The 16,442-nt window shown below is 72.5% G+C and carries 19 protein-coding genes; 7 read left to right on the top strand and 12 right to left on the bottom strand.

Going from position 1 to position 16,442, the window contains the following annotated elements; genetic code table 11:
* The first annotated feature begins 843 nt into the window (after positions 1 to 843).
* Positions 844 to 1,539, top strand: a complete 696-nt coding sequence (gene hemQ / locus EV378_RS03615) for a hydrogen peroxide-dependent heme synthase (protein WP_132427346.1) — start codon at positions 844 to 846, stop codon at positions 1,537 to 1,539.
* Between the two features lie 73 nt (positions 1,540 to 1,612).
* On the opposite strand, the gene msrB is transcribed toward hemQ, so the two are convergent.
* Together msrB and EV378_RS03605 are read right to left on the bottom strand one after the other, a co-directional pair.
* The gene (gene msrB, locus EV378_RS03610; RefSeq protein WP_132421311.1) at positions 1,613 to 2,080 is read right to left on the bottom strand and encodes a peptide-methionine (R)-S-oxide reductase MsrB; all 468 of its coding nucleotides are present in this window, start codon (positions 2,078 to 2,080) and stop codon (positions 1,613 to 1,615) included.
* A 34-nt stretch (positions 2,081 to 2,114) separates the two neighbouring features.
* The gene (locus tag EV378_RS03605; RefSeq protein WP_132421310.1) at positions 2,115 to 2,405 is read right to left on the bottom strand and encodes a hypothetical protein; all 291 of its coding nucleotides are present in this window, start codon (positions 2,403 to 2,405) and stop codon (positions 2,115 to 2,117) included.
* Between the two features lie 88 nt (positions 2,406 to 2,493).
* Here EV378_RS03605 and ligD point away from each other — a divergent pair, with 88 nt between their 5' ends.
* Together ligD and EV378_RS03595 are read left to right on the top strand one after the other, a co-directional pair.
* Positions 2,494 to 3,522 (top strand): non-homologous end-joining DNA ligase, encoded by a 1,029-nt coding sequence (gene ligD / locus EV378_RS03600; RefSeq protein ID WP_132427344.1) that lies wholly within the window; start codon positions 2,494 to 2,496, stop codon positions 3,520 to 3,522.
* Positions 3,512 to 4,108: a hypothetical protein gene (locus tag EV378_RS03595; protein ID WP_132421309.1), complete on the top strand. Its 597-nt coding sequence runs from the start codon at positions 3,512 to 3,514 to the stop codon at positions 4,106 to 4,108. Before ligD ends, EV378_RS03595 begins: the two co-directional genes overlap by 11 nt.
* 46 nt (positions 4,109 to 4,154) lie before the next feature.
* Here the strand turns inward: EV378_RS03595 and EV378_RS03590 are convergent, their stop codons facing one another.
* From EV378_RS03590 to EV378_RS03570, 5 genes are all read right to left on the bottom strand, one after another.
* Positions 4,155 to 4,730: a hypothetical protein gene (locus EV378_RS03590; protein ID WP_132421308.1), complete on the bottom strand. Its 576-nt coding sequence runs from the start codon at positions 4,728 to 4,730 to the stop codon at positions 4,155 to 4,157.
* A 156-nt stretch (positions 4,731 to 4,886) separates the two neighbouring features.
* A complete protein-coding gene (locus EV378_RS03585; protein ID WP_132421307.1) occupies positions 4,887 to 5,714 on the bottom strand; it encodes a trypsin-like serine peptidase in 828 nt (275 codons plus the stop codon).
* Between the two features lie 52 nt (positions 5,715 to 5,766).
* A complete protein-coding gene (locus tag EV378_RS03580) occupies positions 5,767 to 6,717 on the bottom strand; it encodes a cytochrome c oxidase assembly protein (protein ID WP_132421306.1) in 951 nt (316 codons plus the stop codon).
* Between the two features lie 81 nt (positions 6,718 to 6,798).
* Complete coding sequence (locus EV378_RS03575) at positions 6,799 to 8,082, bottom strand: ArsB/NhaD family transporter (protein ID WP_132427342.1); 1,284 nt, start codon at positions 8,080 to 8,082, stop codon at positions 6,799 to 6,801.
* A 31-nt stretch (positions 8,083 to 8,113) separates the two neighbouring features.
* Positions 8,114 to 8,557: a CBS domain-containing protein gene (locus EV378_RS03570; RefSeq protein ID WP_132421305.1), complete on the bottom strand. Its 444-nt coding sequence runs from the start codon at positions 8,555 to 8,557 to the stop codon at positions 8,114 to 8,116.
* 382 nt (positions 8,558 to 8,939) lie between these two features.
* Between EV378_RS03570 and EV378_RS03565 the strand changes: the two genes are divergently transcribed.
* Genes EV378_RS03565 through EV378_RS03550 form a run of 4 tightly spaced genes read left to right on the top strand, consistent with a single transcriptional unit; the run spans position 8,940 to position 11,620 of the window.
* Positions 8,940 to 9,845: a HAMP domain-containing sensor histidine kinase gene (locus EV378_RS03565; RefSeq protein ID WP_207908563.1), complete on the top strand. Its 906-nt coding sequence runs from the start codon at positions 8,940 to 8,942 to the stop codon at positions 9,843 to 9,845.
* Positions 9,842 to 10,498: a response regulator gene (locus tag EV378_RS03560; protein ID WP_132421303.1), complete on the top strand. Its 657-nt coding sequence runs from the start codon at positions 9,842 to 9,844 to the stop codon at positions 10,496 to 10,498. The genes EV378_RS03565 and EV378_RS03560 overlap by 4 nt, the downstream gene beginning before the upstream one ends.
* Positions 10,498 to 11,361, top strand: a complete 864-nt coding sequence (locus EV378_RS03555; RefSeq protein ID WP_132421302.1) for an alpha/beta fold hydrolase — start codon at positions 10,498 to 10,500, stop codon at positions 11,359 to 11,361. The genes EV378_RS03560 and EV378_RS03555 overlap by 1 nt, the downstream gene beginning before the upstream one ends.
* Before the next feature lie 37 nt (positions 11,362 to 11,398).
* Positions 11,399 to 11,620: a hypothetical protein gene (locus tag EV378_RS03550; RefSeq protein WP_132421301.1), complete on the top strand. Its 222-nt coding sequence runs from the start codon at positions 11,399 to 11,401 to the stop codon at positions 11,618 to 11,620.
* On the opposite strand, the gene EV378_RS03545 is transcribed toward EV378_RS03550, so the two are convergent.
* From EV378_RS03545 to EV378_RS03525, 5 genes are all read right to left on the bottom strand, one after another.
* A complete protein-coding gene (locus EV378_RS03545) occupies positions 11,608 to 12,573 on the bottom strand; it encodes a DNA polymerase domain-containing protein (protein WP_132421300.1) in 966 nt (321 codons plus the stop codon). The two genes, EV378_RS03550 and EV378_RS03545, sit on opposite strands and share 13 nt — an antisense overlap.
* Positions 12,574 to 12,591: 18 nt before the next feature.
* Positions 12,592 to 13,392, bottom strand: a complete 801-nt coding sequence (locus EV378_RS03540; RefSeq protein WP_132421299.1) for an FHA domain-containing protein — start codon at positions 13,390 to 13,392, stop codon at positions 12,592 to 12,594.
* Positions 13,393 to 13,503: 111 nt separating this feature from the next.
* A complete protein-coding gene (locus EV378_RS03535; RefSeq protein ID WP_132421298.1) occupies positions 13,504 to 14,475 on the bottom strand; it encodes a glycine betaine ABC transporter substrate-binding protein in 972 nt (323 codons plus the stop codon).
* A 177-nt stretch (positions 14,476 to 14,652) separates the two neighbouring features.
* The gene (locus EV378_RS03530; RefSeq protein ID WP_132421297.1) at positions 14,653 to 15,708 is read right to left on the bottom strand and encodes an ABC transporter substrate-binding protein; all 1,056 of its coding nucleotides are present in this window, start codon (positions 15,706 to 15,708) and stop codon (positions 14,653 to 14,655) included.
* 52 nt (positions 15,709 to 15,760) lie between these two features.
* Entirely contained in the window at positions 15,761 to 16,435 is a 675-nt protein-coding gene (locus EV378_RS03525) for an ABC transporter permease (protein ID WP_132421296.1), read from the bottom strand.
* Positions 16,436 to 16,442 lie beyond the last annotated feature (7 nt).

Below are 16,442 nucleotides of genomic sequence, written 5' to 3'. Positions count from 1 at the left end.
GCTGGAGGCCCCGTTCCGCGCGGAACCGCTGATCACGGTGGTTCCGGTCGGTGATGCGGTTCGGACGACGGCTGGTGGTGACCCGGCCGGTACACCGTGGTCGGTATCGGCCGGTCCCGACCGCGATGATCGGCGATTCGGAGTCGATCCCGGCCACCCACGGCCGTCGTCCGTGCCGAACTCCCGATCATGAGATTGGCCAGTAGGCGGGCTCGGCCTTGCAACGGCGCCGGTGTCCCGGCCTGCGTTGCTCGGCTCGGCCTGCGTCGCTCGGCTCGGGGTGGCTCGGGCTGGGTGGGCTTGGCTCGGGGTGGGCTCGGGCTGGGTGGGCTCGGCCTGGGTGGGCTCGGCCTGGGTGGGCTCGGCCTAGGTGGGCTCGGCTCGGGGTGGGCTCGGGCCGGGGTGGGCTTGGCTCGGGCCGGGGTGGGCTCGGGCTGGTTGGGCTCGGGCTGGTTGGGCTCGGGCTGGTTGGGCTCGGGCTGGGTCGGCTCGGGCTGGGTCGGCTCGGGCTGGGTCGGCTCGGCCTGGGTCGGCTCGGCCTGGGTCGGTCCGGGCTGCGGCCCGGCGGATCGCGGCGGAGCTGACGGTCCGGCACCCGGCCCGAGGGCCGACGACACGGCCGGCAGTCGAGCACAGGCCGGCGGCCATGATCGGCGACTCGGGAGGAAGGCGGCCGTACATGGCCGTGATCCGCCTGAGTCGCCGATCATGTGGGTGCCGGGGGCGACCGGAGGTCGGGTCCGGTGGCGGCCCGGCCGGGCATCCCCGGGTGATCACGGACGAAGCGTGGCGACGGCCACGGTGGTGCGGTCCCCGTCCGGGGCCGCGTGGCAGCATGGACGCATGGCCCGCGTCGACCACAAGGCAATCAACGACACCATCCGCTACACCATGTGGTCCGTGTTCCGGGTGGAGCCCGGACGGCTCGGTGAGGACCGGGCCGAGGCGGCCCGCCAGGCCCAGGAGTACCTGGACGGCCTGGAGAACAAGGGCGTCACCGTCCGCGGCGTGTATGACCTCGCCGGTGTCCGCCACGACGCCGACTACATGATCTGGTGGCACGCGGAGACGATCGAGGCGCTCCAGGCCGCCTACGCCGATCTGCGCCGCACGACCGCGCTCGGCCGGGCGTCCGTGCCGGTGTGGAGCCAGACGGCGCTGCACCGCCCCGCGGAGTTCAACAAGAGCCACGTGCCGGCGTTCATGGCGGGCGAGGACCCGAAGCGCTACGTCTGCGTCTACCCGTTCGTGCGCTCCTACGAGTGGTACCTGCTGCCGGACGACGAGCGCCGGAAGATGCTCGCCGACCACGGCAAGGAGGCCCGCGACTACCCGGACGTCCGGGCCAACACCGTGCCGGCGTTCGCGCTCGGCGACTACGAGTGGATCCTCGCGTTCGAGGCCGACGAGCTGCACCGGATCGTCGACCTCATGCGTCACCTGCGCGGCACCGAGGCCCGCCTGCACGTGCGCGAGGAGATCCCGTTCTTCACCGGCCCGCGGGTCGAGCCGGGCGATCTCGTCGCGACCCTGCCGTAGCCCGCGCACCCCGCTTCGGCGTGCCGCACCCGTCGCAACCGGTGCGACACGCCGAGAAGGGGTGCGGCGGTGGTCAGCTCTCCGCCGGCTCCAACGAGAGCGACACCGAGTTGATGCAGTAGCGCAGGTCGGTGGGGGTGTCGTACCCCTCGCCCTCGAACACGTGCCCGAGGTGGCTGTGGCACGTCGCGCACAGCACCTCGACCCGGCGCATGCCGAGCGAGTTGTCCACGCGCTCGATCACGGCCTCACCGGCCAGCGGCGTGAAGAACGACGGCCACCCGCAGTGCGACTCGAACTTCGAGTCCGACCGGAACAGCTCCGCGTTGCAGGCGCGGCAGCGGTAGACGCCGGTCGTCTTCGTGTCGGTGTACTCGCCGGTGAACGGGCGCTCGGTGCCCGCCTTGCGCAGCACCTGGTACTCGGCGGGGCTCAGCTGGGCCCGCCACTCGTCGTCGGACTTGACGACGGTCGGCTCCGGCTCGGTAGCGGTGTCGGCGGTGTTCGATCCGGAGTCGGACTTGCGGCTGAACAGACCCATGCGACCACGCTAACCCTTCCGGGGCCGCTTGCGCTCACAACCAGGTGGTGACCACGAAGTAGAGCGCGTTCCCGATCACCCAGAACGCGATCAGCAGGAGCAGCGCGACGAACGCCTTCCCGGCCATGCCGCGGCTGCCGCGGGCCCGGCTCGCCTCCTCGGCGAAGTGGCCGACGTCGCGGATGTAGCCCTCGACCGTGCACGACGGCACCCGCTGCATCCGGTCCAGGTGCGCGGCGAACGCGCGGGCCTCCGGGTCGTCCGGGTCCAGCCCGACGAGATCGTCGTCGAACCGCGGCGAGCGGTCCTGCGGCCCGTGACCCATGCCGCCCAGCGTATCCGTTCCGCGTGACATGCCGGTTCGGAGTCCGCGAGCGGTAGGTTTCCCAGCCGTGGCGAGCCGTGACGTCGTGATGCTGCAGGTTCCGGGTCCGGACGGGGTCCGCGACGTGCGGCTGACCAGCCCGGACAAGGTCGCGTTCCCCGCTCAGGGGATCACGAAGCGGGAGGTCGTCGAGTACTACGTGGCGGTCGGCGAGCCGATGGCCCGCGCGCTGCGCGACCGGCCGACGAACCTCAAGCGCTTCAACGACGGCGTGGACGGCGACCCGTTCTTCGTCAAGCGCGTGCCGAAGGGTGCGCCGGACTGGGTCCGGACGTGCACGGTCACGTTTCCCAGCGGCCGCAAGGCCGAGTCGGTGTCGATCACCGAGCCGGCGACGATCGCGTGGGCGGCGAACCTGAACACGCTCGACTTCCACCCGTGGCCGGTGCGCTGCGCGGACACCGACCACCCGGACGAGCTGCGGATCGACCTGGACCCGCAGCCGGGCACCGACTTCCACGACGCCGTCGCGGTGGCCGGTGTGCTCCGTGAGGTGCTCGAGGAGGCCGGCCTGACGGGCTGGCCGAAGACGTCCGGTGGGCGCGGCATCCACGTGGCCTGCCGGATCCACCCGCAGTGGGACTTCGTGCACGTCCGGCGCGCGGTGATCGCGATCGCCCGCCGGGTGTGCGAGCGGATCCCGGACCGCGCCACCGTGGACTGGTGGAAGGAGCAGCGCGGCGAGCGCGTGTTCCTGGACTTCAACCAGGCGGCGCGGGACCGCACGATCGCCTCGGCCTGGTCGGTGCGCGGCCTGCCCGCCGCGACGGTCTCGATGCCGGTCACGTGGGACGCGCTCACCGACGTCGATCCCGACGAGTTCACGTTGCGCACGGTGCCCGGCCTGCTGGAGCGCCACGGCGACGCGCACGCGGACATGGACGCGCACGTGGGGGAGTGCACGACGGCGCTCGAGTGGTACGCGAAGGACCTGGAGGACAAGGGGATCGGCGAGATGCCCTACCCGCCGGAGTATCCCAAGATGCCCGACGAGCCGCTGCGCGTGCAGCCGTCCCGGGCGCGGCGGCACGAGGAGGAGCCGGGACGTGGGCACTGACGACACAGGCTCGAACCTTCCCGCTTCGCCGCAGCTCAAGGCGTACATCGACGATCTCCGGCACCGTCAGACCGAGCTCGGGGCCGAGATCCGCCACCTGCAGGCCGAAGAGGATCGGCTCCGGCACCGTCTCGCCCAGGAGGTCCGGCACCGCGAGATGCTGCGCGAGAGCGCCTCCCGGGATTCGGGCGACGACCGGGCCGCCGCGCAGGCGCTCTCGTCACCACAGATCATCGCCGCGGACGAGACGGTCGAGCGCCTGCGAGAGGAACTGCACGCGGTCCGGGAACGGCTGACGGGCGCGGAACGCGAGCGGGACCGCCTGAAGGAGCAGGTCACCAGTCTCGAAGAGATCAACACGAGCACGCAGGATCTGGTCGACCTGCACTACGAGCGGGCCGAGTTCGAGCGTCGCCGCTACGAACGCGGCGAGGAACAGATCCGTGCGTTACGGGCACTCGTCGACGAGCTCGAGGGCCAGCTGCGCACCGCGCGATCCGGGAACGCTCCGCGCGCCGCCGCCAACGGGCGGCTGCGGAATACCCCGTGGTGGCAGCGGCTCACCGGACGGCAGCGCGACGGCTGACCGCACGCCGCTCACGCCGGACCGGGCGGGCCCGCCCAGTCCTGGTCTATGGCCGCTCTCGCGACGACGACGGAGCGAGACCCCGACTCCGCGGCTGCGGACTGCCGGCCCGTACCGCGTGGTGGATCTGCGCCAGCAGCGTCTCGGCCTGGCGGGACGGGTCCGCGGACAACGCGTAGCGGAACTCCGCCGCTCCGGGAAAGAACTCCGTTCGCACCGTCGCCCCGGCCGACCAGACCGCCCCGAGCGTCTCCCCCAACCCGTCGATCCGGGTGCTGATGCCCTTGACCTCGGCCAGCGCCGCGTCGATGCCGAGCTCCCGGAGCTCCGCCTTGTTCAGGGGCCCGCGTCGGACCGCATCGAAGACGTGCTGGAGGGAGTCGAGAGCGCGGGCCGCCCGACGGTAGTCCTCACCGTGCTGTTCACGCCGGACGACCCGCGACTCCTGTGCCGCGACCTCGGACCGTCGCCGGATCTCGGCCTCCTGGTCCCTGGCCTGTTGCTCGGCCCGTTCGGCCGCCTTGTCACGGCGTTCGAGCCGGTACACGACCCTGGCGACGTACACGGATGCGACGATGGCCAGCACCCCGATCACGATCTGCACGGTGTCGCTGAGGTCCACGTACGTCCGTCCTCGTCGTCGGTCCGCGATGAGCGGTCGAACACTCCGAGGTGGTATCCCGGCCACGGGTGCCGGCGTTACGGCCGATCATCGGACGCGGCACGTGGGCGCCACGGGACCGTTCGACCGGGAACGACCCGTCGCACGGCCGTCCGGTCAGTCCGTGCCTCCCACCTGGTCGTGCAGCGACTGCAACGACGACCCCAGTGCCGCGGCGTAGGACACGTCGGAGGTGTCCCCACCCTGCTCGTAGCCGCCGATCACGCCGACGATCTCGGTGTCGCCGGGGCCGCTGAGCAGCGGTCCGCCGCTGGTGCCGTCGGACAGGCCGGGCGCGGCGACCTGCCACTGCGTCGGCGACCACGGGACCGCGGTGCCGGACACCGTCGTCGCCTCCTCGTCGTCGAGGTTGTAGCCGACGGCGATCACGCCGACGGGCGCGCCGTCGCCGTCGAAGTCCACGCCGTAGGCGCCCGTGACCTGCTGGATCGGCGGCGAGCCTGCCCGGTCCACGGTGAGGAACGCGACGTCGTCGTCCGGGTCGCCGTCGTCGAGCCACGCGGTGTCGACGACGGCGGAGGTGACCGTCCAGTACCCGTGCGGCGCGTCGCCCGCCTGGTACCCCGGGGCGAACACGATGCCGGTCCGGGGTGGTGACCCGTCGCCGTCGGAGACACAGTGCGCCGCGGTCATGAGCATGTTCCGGGCCGGGGACGACACCACGGACGCGGTGCAGAAGTGGTCGCCCGGGTCGTCGGCGGTGCCGGAGAACAGCGCGCCGACGGCCGGATACCGGGCGGCCGCCGTCTGCGCGTCGGCAGGCGCCGCAGGGGCCGACGGGGAGACCGGGGCCGCCGGCACGGCCGTGGCCCGCGCCCGGTCCGCCCGGATGCCGACCGACGTCGTGGCCATGGCGGTGACCGCCAGGATCACGAGCGCGACCGTGACGACCCTCCGGGGGACGCGTCGCGGGCTCGGACCCATGACCGCAGCGTAGGACGCCCGGCTGTGGGGCTCCTGTGCGCCCGGCCGGTGATCAGCCTCGGCGGAAGCGGTCGGCGATCTGCGGGTCGTCCTCCCACCACAGCCTCGCGGTGGGCGTGTCCTCGCCGGAACCGTCCGCCGAGGCCTGTTCGGCGCGATCGAGCTCGGCGTCGATCTCCTGTGCCGCCTGCGCGTCCTCGGTGGAGAACCGGTGCAGGACGATCCCGATGAACGGCAGCCCGACGACGTCGCCGCCGACCCAGAGCACGCCCGCCCCGAGCAGCTGGTCGGTGCGCAGCGACGGGCCCCAGTCCCGGTGCAGCGCGACGTACCAGGCCGTGGCGACGAGCGGACCCAGCCAGAGCACGACGCCGAGCACGGCGTCGGCGACCATCTCGACGATCGTGATCCACAGCGTGACCAGGTGCGATCCGGCCCGGGGCGTGGGGTCGACCCGGATGCGGCTCCAGAAGTAGAGGAACCCGCACACCGCCAGGACGACGGCCACGACACCGGAGACGACCGCGTTCCGCAACGTCTGCTCGTAGAGCGGGCTGAGATAGAGCACCAGCAGCGGTAGCACCAGGACGAGCGTGACCACCAGCGGGAACGTCGCCACCTGGGCGGCCCGGGAGTGGAACCAGCGACGCGCGGTGGGCCGGAACCGGTGCGGGACGGCGGCGGCGAGCAGCGTGACGGGCGCGCCGAGCGCCAGGAACAGCGGCACGACCATCACGAGCAGGAGGTTCTGCAGCGCCCGGACCCAGAACAGCGTGTCGTCGTAGACGCCGACGAACGACATCCCGACCACCCCGACCAGCCCGACGCCGATGGCGAAGGCGGCCACCCGCCGTCGTTCCCAGGGACGCCCGAGCCGGCGCACCCCGGCCGCGTACGGGCCGGCCAGCGCCGCCATCGCGGCGGCGGCACCGGGCGAGAACCGCCACGCCGTCGCGACCCGCAGCAGGGTCAGGGGAGGGAGCACCGCGACGCCGTGAACCATTCGACCCAGTGTAGAACCCGCAGGTGGCGCGGGAGTTCGTGCCGGTTTGCGGCTGCCTGCGGCGACGCCGTGGGCGCCGGCCTAGAAGTACCGCAGTGCCACGTAGATCCAGGCCAGGACACAGCTGACGACGGTCACGATGATCCCGTACCGGGTGAACTGCCAGAACGAGATGTGGTTGCCGGTGCGCGCGGCCATCCCGATCGCGACGACGTTCGCGCTGGCCGCGACGGCCGTCCCATTCCCGCCGAAGTCGGCGCCGAGCGCGAACGCCCACCACAGCGCGCCCGCCCCTGCCGGGTCGGACGACCCGGCGACCAGGTCCTCGACGATCGGCGCCATCGTCGCGGCGTAGGGGATGTTGTCGAAGAACGCGCCCAGCACGGCGGAACCGAAGATCAGCGCGGTGGCCGCGGCGAACATGTCGTCCCCGACGACGCCCACCGCCCAGGTCCCGATGGCGGAGATGACGCCGGTGTGCTCGAGGCCCGCGACCATCACGAACAACCCGATGAAGAACACGAGCGTCGGCCACTCGACCTCCTCCATCGTCTCGCCGACGTCGGCCCGCGACACCAGCAGCATCACGCCCGCCCCGAGCAGGGCGACGATCGACGGCTCCAGGTGCAGCACGCTGTGCAGGGCGAACCCGGCGATGACGAGGGCGAGCACGCACAGGCAGCGGACGAGCAGTCGCATGTCGGTGATCGCCCGCCGCTCGTCGAGGGCGAGCACCTCGCCGACCTTGTCCGGGTTGTGGACGAAGTCCTTGCGGAACAACCACCGCGTGAGCCCGACGAACAGCACGAAGACGATCGTGACCACCGGAGCCATGTGCACGAGGAAGTCGTTGAACGACAGGCCGGCCCGGCTGCCGATGATGATGTTCGGCGGGTCGCCGATCAGGGTCGCCGCGCCCCCGATGTTCGAGGCGAGCACCTCGGCGATGATGTACGGCTGCGCGGGCACCTGGAGCCGCCTGCACACGACGACCGTCACCGGCACGATCAGCATGATGATCGTGACGTTGTCCAGGAACGGCGACGCGATCCCGGTGATCACCATCAGCATGACCATGAGCCGGTAGGGGTGGCCACGGGAGCGCTTGGCCGCCCAGATCGCCAGGTAGTCGAACACCCCGGTCTGCTTGATGACACCGACGATGATCATCATCCCGAGCAGCAGGAAGATGACGTTCCAGTCGATGCCGCCGCGCTCGGAGAAGAAGATCTCGGACCCGGCGTTCAACCCGATGGCGGTCATCAGGCCGGCCGCGACCAGCGCGGTCTTGACCTTGTCGGCCTTCTCCGTCGCGATGAACCCGAACGCCACGACGAAGATGCCCAGGGCCAGCGCGGGGCTCAGCACCGGGACCCCCGCGGCGGGGGAACGCCCGCTACCGCGTGAGCGTGGACAGGACGCGCGCCAGCGTGATCCCGCCGACGACCGTCCCCGCGCCGTCGACCACCGCCAGCAGCGGGCTGTGCAGGCGTGCCATCAGGGCGGCGACCTCGAGCAGCGTCGCGTCCCGGCCGATCGTCGCCGGGTGCCGCGGCGCAGGCGGCAACAGGTCGCCGACCGTGAGCGTGCCGACCTCCTGCCAGAACAGGTCCGCGTGTGACTCGTCGATCGTGCGCGCCAGCAACGGGTCCTCCTGGTGCGCACGGGGAACCGTGAGGCGGAGGACCTGCGTGCCCGGCAGCACCGCGACCGGGCGCCTGTGGTCGTCGACCACGATCAGGCCGGGGAGCCCGGACGTGGCCATCACCCGCACGGCCACGACGACCGGATCGCTCAGCCCGACCAGGTCCACCTCGTCGACGACGTCGTGCGCCCTCATGGTCTCGCTCCCTCGCGCACCCGGGTGGCACCGCCACTCCGATCACCCGCCCCGACAGTGTCGCGGGTGCCGGGTGCACCGCGCGAGGTCGCCCGCCGACCGGTCGCGGTCCGCGGGCTCCGACGGGGTCGACCCTGTCGGGCGCCGGCCGTGGCGACCATCGGGCCGGACACCCATGCGGGGTGGGGTGTGGCCCGTACGTCCCGGGCGTGACGGACCCGGTTGCGGCGCAGCAGGCGTGGACGCGGGCGTGCGGATTCGGGAGGCTGCCGCGATGGAGGTCGTGCCCCCGCGACGCGCGGGTCGTCCGGGTCGTTCGGGTCGGACGCCGGCTCCCGCACTGTTCGCGCGACTGGTCGCCCTCAACGGCCTGGTGTACGCCGTGGGCACGGCTGTGCTCGCCCTCTCCCCGGCCACCGTGTCGTCGCCGATCCTGGTCACCGAGGTCCCGGTGCTCCTCGTCGGGCTGCTGGTGATCGTCGGGGCGCACGCGCTGCTGCTGCGGCGCAGCCTCGCGCCGCTGGACGCGCTGACCGCGCTGATGGAACGCGTCGACCTGCTGCGGTCGCGGGACCGGCTCGCCGACCGCGGCAACGGCGACCTCACGCGGCTGATCGCGACGTTCAACGCCATGCTCGACCGGCTCGAGGCCGAGCGGACCGCCACCAGCGCCGACGCGCTCGCGGCGCAGGAGGGCGAGCGCAGGCGGATCGCCCGCGAGCTGCACGACGAGGTCGGCCAGAGCCTGACGGCTGTCCTGCTCGGCCTGCGCTCGGTGACCGACCGGGCCCCCGACGAGCTCCGCGCGGATCTGCTCACGGTCACCGAGACCGTGCGCTCCGGGCTCGACGAGGTCCGGGGTGTCGCCCGCCGCCTGCGGCCGGACGTCCTCGACGAGCTCGGCCTCACCAGCGCGCTCAGTGCCTTGACCGGGGAGTTTTCCGAGGTCAGCGGCGTACCGGTGTCCCGGAGCGTTCCGGCCGAGATGCCCGCGCTCAGCAAGGAGGTCGAGCTCGTCGTGTACCGGATCGTCCAGGAGAGCCTGACGAACGTGGCCCGGCACGCCGGGGCGACGGCCGTCCGTCTCGCGGTGGTCCTCACGCGGGGCGAGCTGACCGTGCGCGTGTCCGACGACGGCCGCGGCGGCACGTCCGCGGAGGGCGCGGGCATCCGCGGGATGCGCGAGCGTGCCCTGCTCGTCGGGGGCGACCTGGACGTGGCGCACCCGCGGTCCGGCGGCACCGCGGTCACCCTGACCGTCCCGCTCGGCGAGGGGACGACGGCGTGAGCGACCCGACCCGCATCCTGCTGGCCGACGACCACGCCCTCGTCCGCCAGGGCCTCAAGCTGATCATCGACGCGGAACCGGACCTGCAGGTCGTCGCCGTCGCATCGGACGGCGCGCAGGCCGTCGACGCCGCGGCGTCCGGCCGGGACGTCGACCTGGCCGTGCTGGACATCGCCATGCCACGGATGACCGGCATCCAGGCGGCCCGGGAGATCACCCGGCGGGCACCGACGGTGCGGGTCCTGATGCTGTCGATGTACGACAACGAGCAATACCTGTTCGAGTCGCTGAAGGCCGGCGCGTCCGGCTACGTGCTCAAGTCGGTGGCCGACCGCGACCTGCTGGAGGCGTGCCGGGCGGCGATGCGCGGCGAGCCGTTCCTGTACCCGGGTGCGGTGACCACCCTGATCCGCAGCTACCTGCAGCGCACCCGCGACGGCGACGCGTTGCCGCCGACGATCCTCACGCCGCGCGAGGAGGAGATCGTGAAGCTCATCGCGGAGGGCAACTCCGCCAAGGAGATCGCCGCCACGCTCGTGATCAGCGTGAAGACCGTGGACCGGCACCGCGCCAACGCCCTGCAGAAGCTCGGGATGCGCGACCGGCTCGACCTGACCCGGTACGCGATCCGGGCGGGACTGGTCGAGCCCTGATGGACACCTACCGCACGGAGGCCGGACGACGGGAGCTCCAGGACTGGTGCCGGGACGAGCTGGCCCGGTGCCGCCCTGGGGTCGTGTGCGGGATCGTCGACTCGCCGCTCGGGCCGACCCACCTGACGTCGGCGGGCGCCGGACCGGCGCGCGTCGTCGTCGTGCCGGGGGCCCCGCTCAACGCCGCGACGTCCCGTCCGCTCATCGCGTCGCTGGCCGGGAGCTGCCGGGTGACCGTCGCCGACGTGCCGGGGCAGCCCGGCCTCAGCTGCGCGACCCGGCCCCCTGACGATCTCATCGGACGGTTCCGGTCCTGGGTGGACCATGTCCTGGACTCCGTCGTGGCGGAGGGCGACGGCCCCGTGGTCCTGCTCGGGGAGTCCGGCGGCGCGGCCGCCGCCCTGTGTGCCACGCCCGGACCGGGGATCGCGGGTCTGGTGCTCTCCTCGCCCGCCGGGCTGATCGGGGCGCGGACCACGCCTGCGATGGTGTGGGCGTCGGTGCCGTGGCACCTCCGCCCGTCGTCGGCCCGGTCGGCACGGGTGCTCGCGTCGATGGACGGCGAGCCGTCGATGGACGACCACGAACGCGTCATCGAGTGGATGACGCTGGTGGCGCGGCACGCGCGCAGCAGCAGCCTGCTGCCGCCGCCACTGCCGAACGCGGTGCTGCGGGAGTGGCGGACCACACCGACCATCGTGCTGCTCGGCGAGCGGGACCCGCTGTTCCCGCACCGGCGCATGGCGCCGCCGGTCCGCACGCTGCTCGGCGGCACACCCGTCGTCGTACCGGGGGGAGGGCATCTGCTGTCCCACACCCATCCGTCCGACCTCGCCGACGCGGTGGCCGAGCTGGTCGGCTGATCCTCGCCGCGAGAAAGGGGTCGGCGAGGTGGATCTGGTGGCAGACTCGTCGGCCGTGTACGCGTTCCTCGACGACGGCCCGCACGCGGGGGAGACGGTGCGCATCGACCCGGAGGCCGACGGCAAGCCTCCGCGGGAGTTCGTGCTGGCCGATCCGGACGGCCTGCCCCGGGTGTACGAGCTGCGCGGCCCGCACCACAACGACGAGTGGTGGATCTTCCGCCTGGTCCGGGGGGACGTGGCGGGTCAGGACTCCTGACGCTGCCTGGCCCGCTTGCGGCGCTTGCCCTCGTGCATCGCCTGCACCCGCGGGACCGGGATCTCCTTCCCCTCCGCGACGAGACCGTCGGCGAGCACGCCCGGCTCCGGGCGCAGGTCGTGCCACGGGTCGGCGTCGCCGAGGCGTTCCAGCGCGGTGTGCACGGTGATCTCCGACGGCGTCACGTCGTCCAGCGCGTCCCACCCCAGCGGGAAGGACACCGGCAGTCCGGGACGAGCGCGCGGACTGTACGCGGCGACCAGCGTCGCGTACCCGGCCCTCGTCGGGTCCAGGAACACCCGGCCGCCGCGGTCGTCGCGGATGAACGCCGTGGTCGCGACGTCGGGGTCGAGCGCGGCGGCGCGGGCGGCGATCGCGCGGGTGACGGCGAACGCGTCGTCGATGCCCAGCGGTACGGCCAGCGGCGCGACGATGTGCAGCCCCTTCGCGCCGGACGTCTTCACCGCCGCCTCGAGGCCCACGCCGGACAGCGCGGAACGGACCAGCCGGGCCGCGGCCACGACCTGCGCGAACTCGCCACCCTCCGGAGGGTCGAGGTCGAGCACGATCTCGCGTGTCTCGGTCGTCTCCGTCGGGATCAGCGTCGGGTGGTACTCGATGGCCCGCTGGTTCGCGAACCAGAGCAGCGTCCGGCGGTCCTCGCACAGCGCGTAGGTGACCGTGCGCTGCGACGTCTCCGCCCACGTCTCGACGCGCGCGATCCAGTCCGGAGCGTGCTTCGGCAGGTTCTTCTGCATGAACGGTGCCGATCCGGGACGGGCGCGGATCACCGACAGCGGGCGGGCGGACAGCCCGGGCAGCATCCGGACGGACACGGCGTCCAGATAGTCGACGAGGTCACGCTTCGTGGCGCCCGCGCCGTCGAACACCGGCTGGTCGAGGTTGGTCAGCTCGACGCCGTCGCGCTCGTCGTCAGCCGGTCGGCGGGGCACGGTGCCCTTCCTACCAGGTCAGGCGTCCTCGTCGAGCAGTCGCAGGTCCGGCGGCACCAGCGTGGTGGTCTGCAGCAGCTCCACGAGCAGGTTGTGGTTGAGCGCGTTGCCGATCGGCTCGCCGACCTCGTCGCGCGTGAGACCGGGCACCGACCCGTCGTGCAGCCGCTCCCGGACCTTCTTCACGACCCACTCGGCCTGCTTGGCCGTCCAGCCCTCGCCGGGCTGCAGCTCGTCGAGCTCCTGCTGGACGTTCGTCCACGACAGCGGCTGCGGGTGCGCCTCGTGGCGCAGGTAGCGCTGGCCGAGCGCGGTGAGCACGAGCCGTTCGCGGTCGGAGAGCCGCCAGACGGCCGGCTGCCCGGTCACGTCCTCGTGCGCCGCGCGGCTGCGCGGGCGCTCGTGGCCCGCCACCCGCACCTCGACGAGGTGCTCGCGGCCGGGCTCGGTCCGGATGAACATCGGCGTGTACGCCGGGGTCAGGCCGGTCTCCTGACCGGTCAGCAGCAGCCGGGACTCCGGCAGCCGGATCGGCACGCCGCCGGTGTTGGTCAGCGTCCACCGCCCGCGGTCGGCCTTCAGGCTGCCGTGTCGGCGACTCATCCGCGGGTCGTCCTCACCGACGCAGACGTGCACGTCCGGCCGGTTGCGCCCGAAGACGACGGTGAACCCCTGTGCCGACCCGGACACCTTGATGCCGCCCCGGTCGGACAGCAGGAACAGCGTCCCGGCCGGCGCGTCCGGTATCCCGCGGGCGAGGCTGCTGACGCCGGGCGGGAGCAGCTCGACCGGCGACCGGCCGGAGGTCGTGGCGGGCATCGGTTCCCCTCTCGTCGGTGCCGGTCACGGGCTCCCCGGTACCCGTGACGGTACCGGCGGACCGGCCTCCCGCGGACTGTCTACCGACCCGGTCGCGGGAGCCCTCCCGTGTCAGGACGCGCCGATGAAGCCGCGACCGGAGAGCCACTCGCGTGCCGCGTCGCGCGGGGTCGCCCCGTCGACGGAGACCCGCCTGGTGAGCGCGACGACGGTCGGTGGGTCCAGTGCGCCCGAGATCGGGTCGAGCACGCGGGCGACCGCGGGGGCACGGTCGTAGGCGTCCTTGCGCAGCGTCGGCGCGAGGATCGACGCGACCTCGGCTCCGCGGTCGTCGTCGAGCACGGTGAGCCCGAGCCCGGGGACCCGGCCGTCGGTCGTGGACACCTCGCCGAACGTGCAGACCCCGTCCGCGGTGGACTGCGGGACCAGCCCGTCGTCGAGCACCTGGACCTGCTGCGGTCCGACGGTGACGCCGTAGGTCCGTTCGACGGCGCGCAGGCCGTCCTCGCGGTCCGCGTACTCCCGGTCCACGCACACCGTGGCCGGCTGGCCGGACCGCAGGTAGCCGGTCATGTCGGAGAGCGTGCGCAGCCGCAGCCGGGCGGCCTCCGGACCGGCGACGACGAACTCCGACGAGTCCTCGAACCCGGCGGCGGCCAGCCAGACGACGCCGTTCTCGGCGAGGTCCCGGTCGGCGACCTGGCGGTACCGGGCGTCCGGGGGGACGCGCTCCTCGCCGCCGCGCAGGTAGCTCGTCCACGCGGTGCCCGCGTCCTCCCAGTACACGTTGATCTCGCCGGACATCAGGGCCCGGCGCGGGTCGTCGTCACCGGAGCAGCGATCCGTGACGCCGGCGCGTGCCGACTCCAGCGCCGCCACCGTCACCTCGCACAGCGCCCGTTCCTGGTCGGAGTTCCCGCCACCGACGACGTACGTCTGGCCACGCAGGTCCGCGGCCGCGGCGAGCGATCCCTCCGCCGCCGTCGCCGAGGTGCGCGGCGACCCGCTGCAGCCCGCGAGCAGCAGCGCGACCGCGGCCAGCACGGACCACAGGACGGCCGGGCGGACCGCTCTGAGGATCACGTCGGCCCTTCCGTCGTCGCGTGCAGTTGCAGATGCATGTACTGCCGCTACGGGATCACGGACGGGGGCCGGACGCAACACGCCTCGCCCGGGTGAAGATCGAGAAGTGGCGAACGACGAACGGGCGGGGCGGGGAACCGGATCCCCACCCCGCCCGTCGGCGGTGATGCTGTACGGCTACTGCAGACCGTTGGCCGCGAGGAACTGCTTCGCGACGTCCGGGGCCGGCTGGTTGTTGCCCTGCACCTGCTGGTTGAGGGCCTGGATCGCCTGCTCGGTCAGCAGACCGCTCACCCAGTTCAGCGTGGCCGAGAACTCCGGGCCCTGCTGCTGGATCACGCTCTGCTTGACGATCGGTGCGACGTACTGGAAACCGAACACGGCCTGCGGGTCGGTCAGCAGCTTGTACTTGCCGGTCGTGAGCTGGTAGTCCGTGGTGAACGCGTTGGCGGCCTGGGCGGAACCCTGGTCGACCGCCGTGTACTGGCTACCGGCCGGGGCGGGCAGGTAGCCGACGTTCGGCAGGTTGTAGGCCTTCTTCATGCCGACGAGACCGGTCTCGCGGTTCTGGAACTCCGGCGGGCCGGAGACGGTGACGCCCTGGCCGCCGGGGCCGACCTTGTTGAGGTCGGAGATGGTCTCGAGGCCCTTCTCCTGCGCGTACTGGGTCGTGACGATGATGCCGTCGGTGTCCTCGAACGCCGTCTGCTTCAGGACCGTGGACTGGCGGTTCTGCTCCAGCCACTGCTTGGCCTTGTTGTACGTGTCCGAGGCCGAGGTCGGCGCCGGCAGCTTCGCGACGCTGGTGACGGTCTCACCCAGGTACTCGGGGAACAGCTGGATCTGGTTCGACTCGAGCGACTTGTCGATCAGCTCGGAGCCGCCGATGCTGGCCTTCAGCGAGACGTTGTACCCCTTGGCCTTCAGCGCCTGGGTGTAGAGCTCACCGAGCACGGTCTGCTCGGCGAAGTTCTTCGACCCGATGACGACCGCCGGCTTGCCGGTACCCGGGGTGCCCTGCGGGAGCGGGTCGGTCTGCGGGGTCGCCGTGATCGAGACGGCGTCGGCCGGGATGCCGCCGCCCTCGGGAGCGCCACCGCCGGAGGACGGGGCGGCGCCGCCGCCCCCACCTCCGCCACCACAGGCGGCTGCGAGCAGTGTCGCGGCGAGGAAGCCTCCGAGGGCTCCCCGACGCGTCCAGGACCTCACCGTCCCGGTGGTTGACTTGCGCATGGGCACTTCCCTTTCTCGTGACGTGCTTCGAACGTGGTGGGAGCGACCGGCCTCAGGCCGGCGCCATCGCGGCCGCCCGGGCGAGCTTGATCCCGGTGGGGGTCATCGCGCGCTCGGCCAGCGTCAGCAGCCCGGCGCCGACGAACGCGAGGACGATCGCGAACACGGCGGCGACGAGGATGCCCTGCGTGCTCTCGCCGGAGGGGTTGCCGATGATGTCGCCGAGCGTGCCGAGCTGGCCCGGCCGCGTGGCGTACCCGGCGAAGATCGCGAGGTAGGCCGTCGCGACCGTGTACACCCAGGCCGTCCGGACGCCGGTCATGATCAGCGGGATGGCGTTCGGAAGCTCGACCTGGAACAGGATCTGGTTGTCCGCCATGCCCATGCCGCGCGCGGCCTCGACCATGCCGCGGTCGACTCCCGCGACGGCCGTGTAGGCGTTGGTCAGGATCAGCGGCAGCGCGAGGACGACGAGCGCGATCGTGATGTTCACGAATCCGAAGCCGATCAGCGCGATCATGACCGCGATCAGGGCCAGCGTCGGGAGCGCGCGGAGCACGTTGCCGAGGTTGATCGCCAGGAACGCGTACTTGTGCAGGTGCCCGACGTAGGCGCCGACCGCGACGCCGACGACCACCGAGATGACCAGCGCGACGAGCGCCAGGATCGCGTGCCCGAGCGTCAGCAGCAGCAGCCTGCCGAAGTTGTCCGTGAGGTACTGGATCATCGTTGTT

The organism is Pseudonocardia endophytica (assembly GCF_004339565.1).
In the GTDB taxonomy this organism is placed as follows: Bacteria; Actinomycetota; Actinomycetes; order Mycobacteriales; family Pseudonocardiaceae; genus Pseudonocardia; species Pseudonocardia endophytica.
This window is presented reverse-complemented; position numbering and strand designations above follow the sequence as displayed.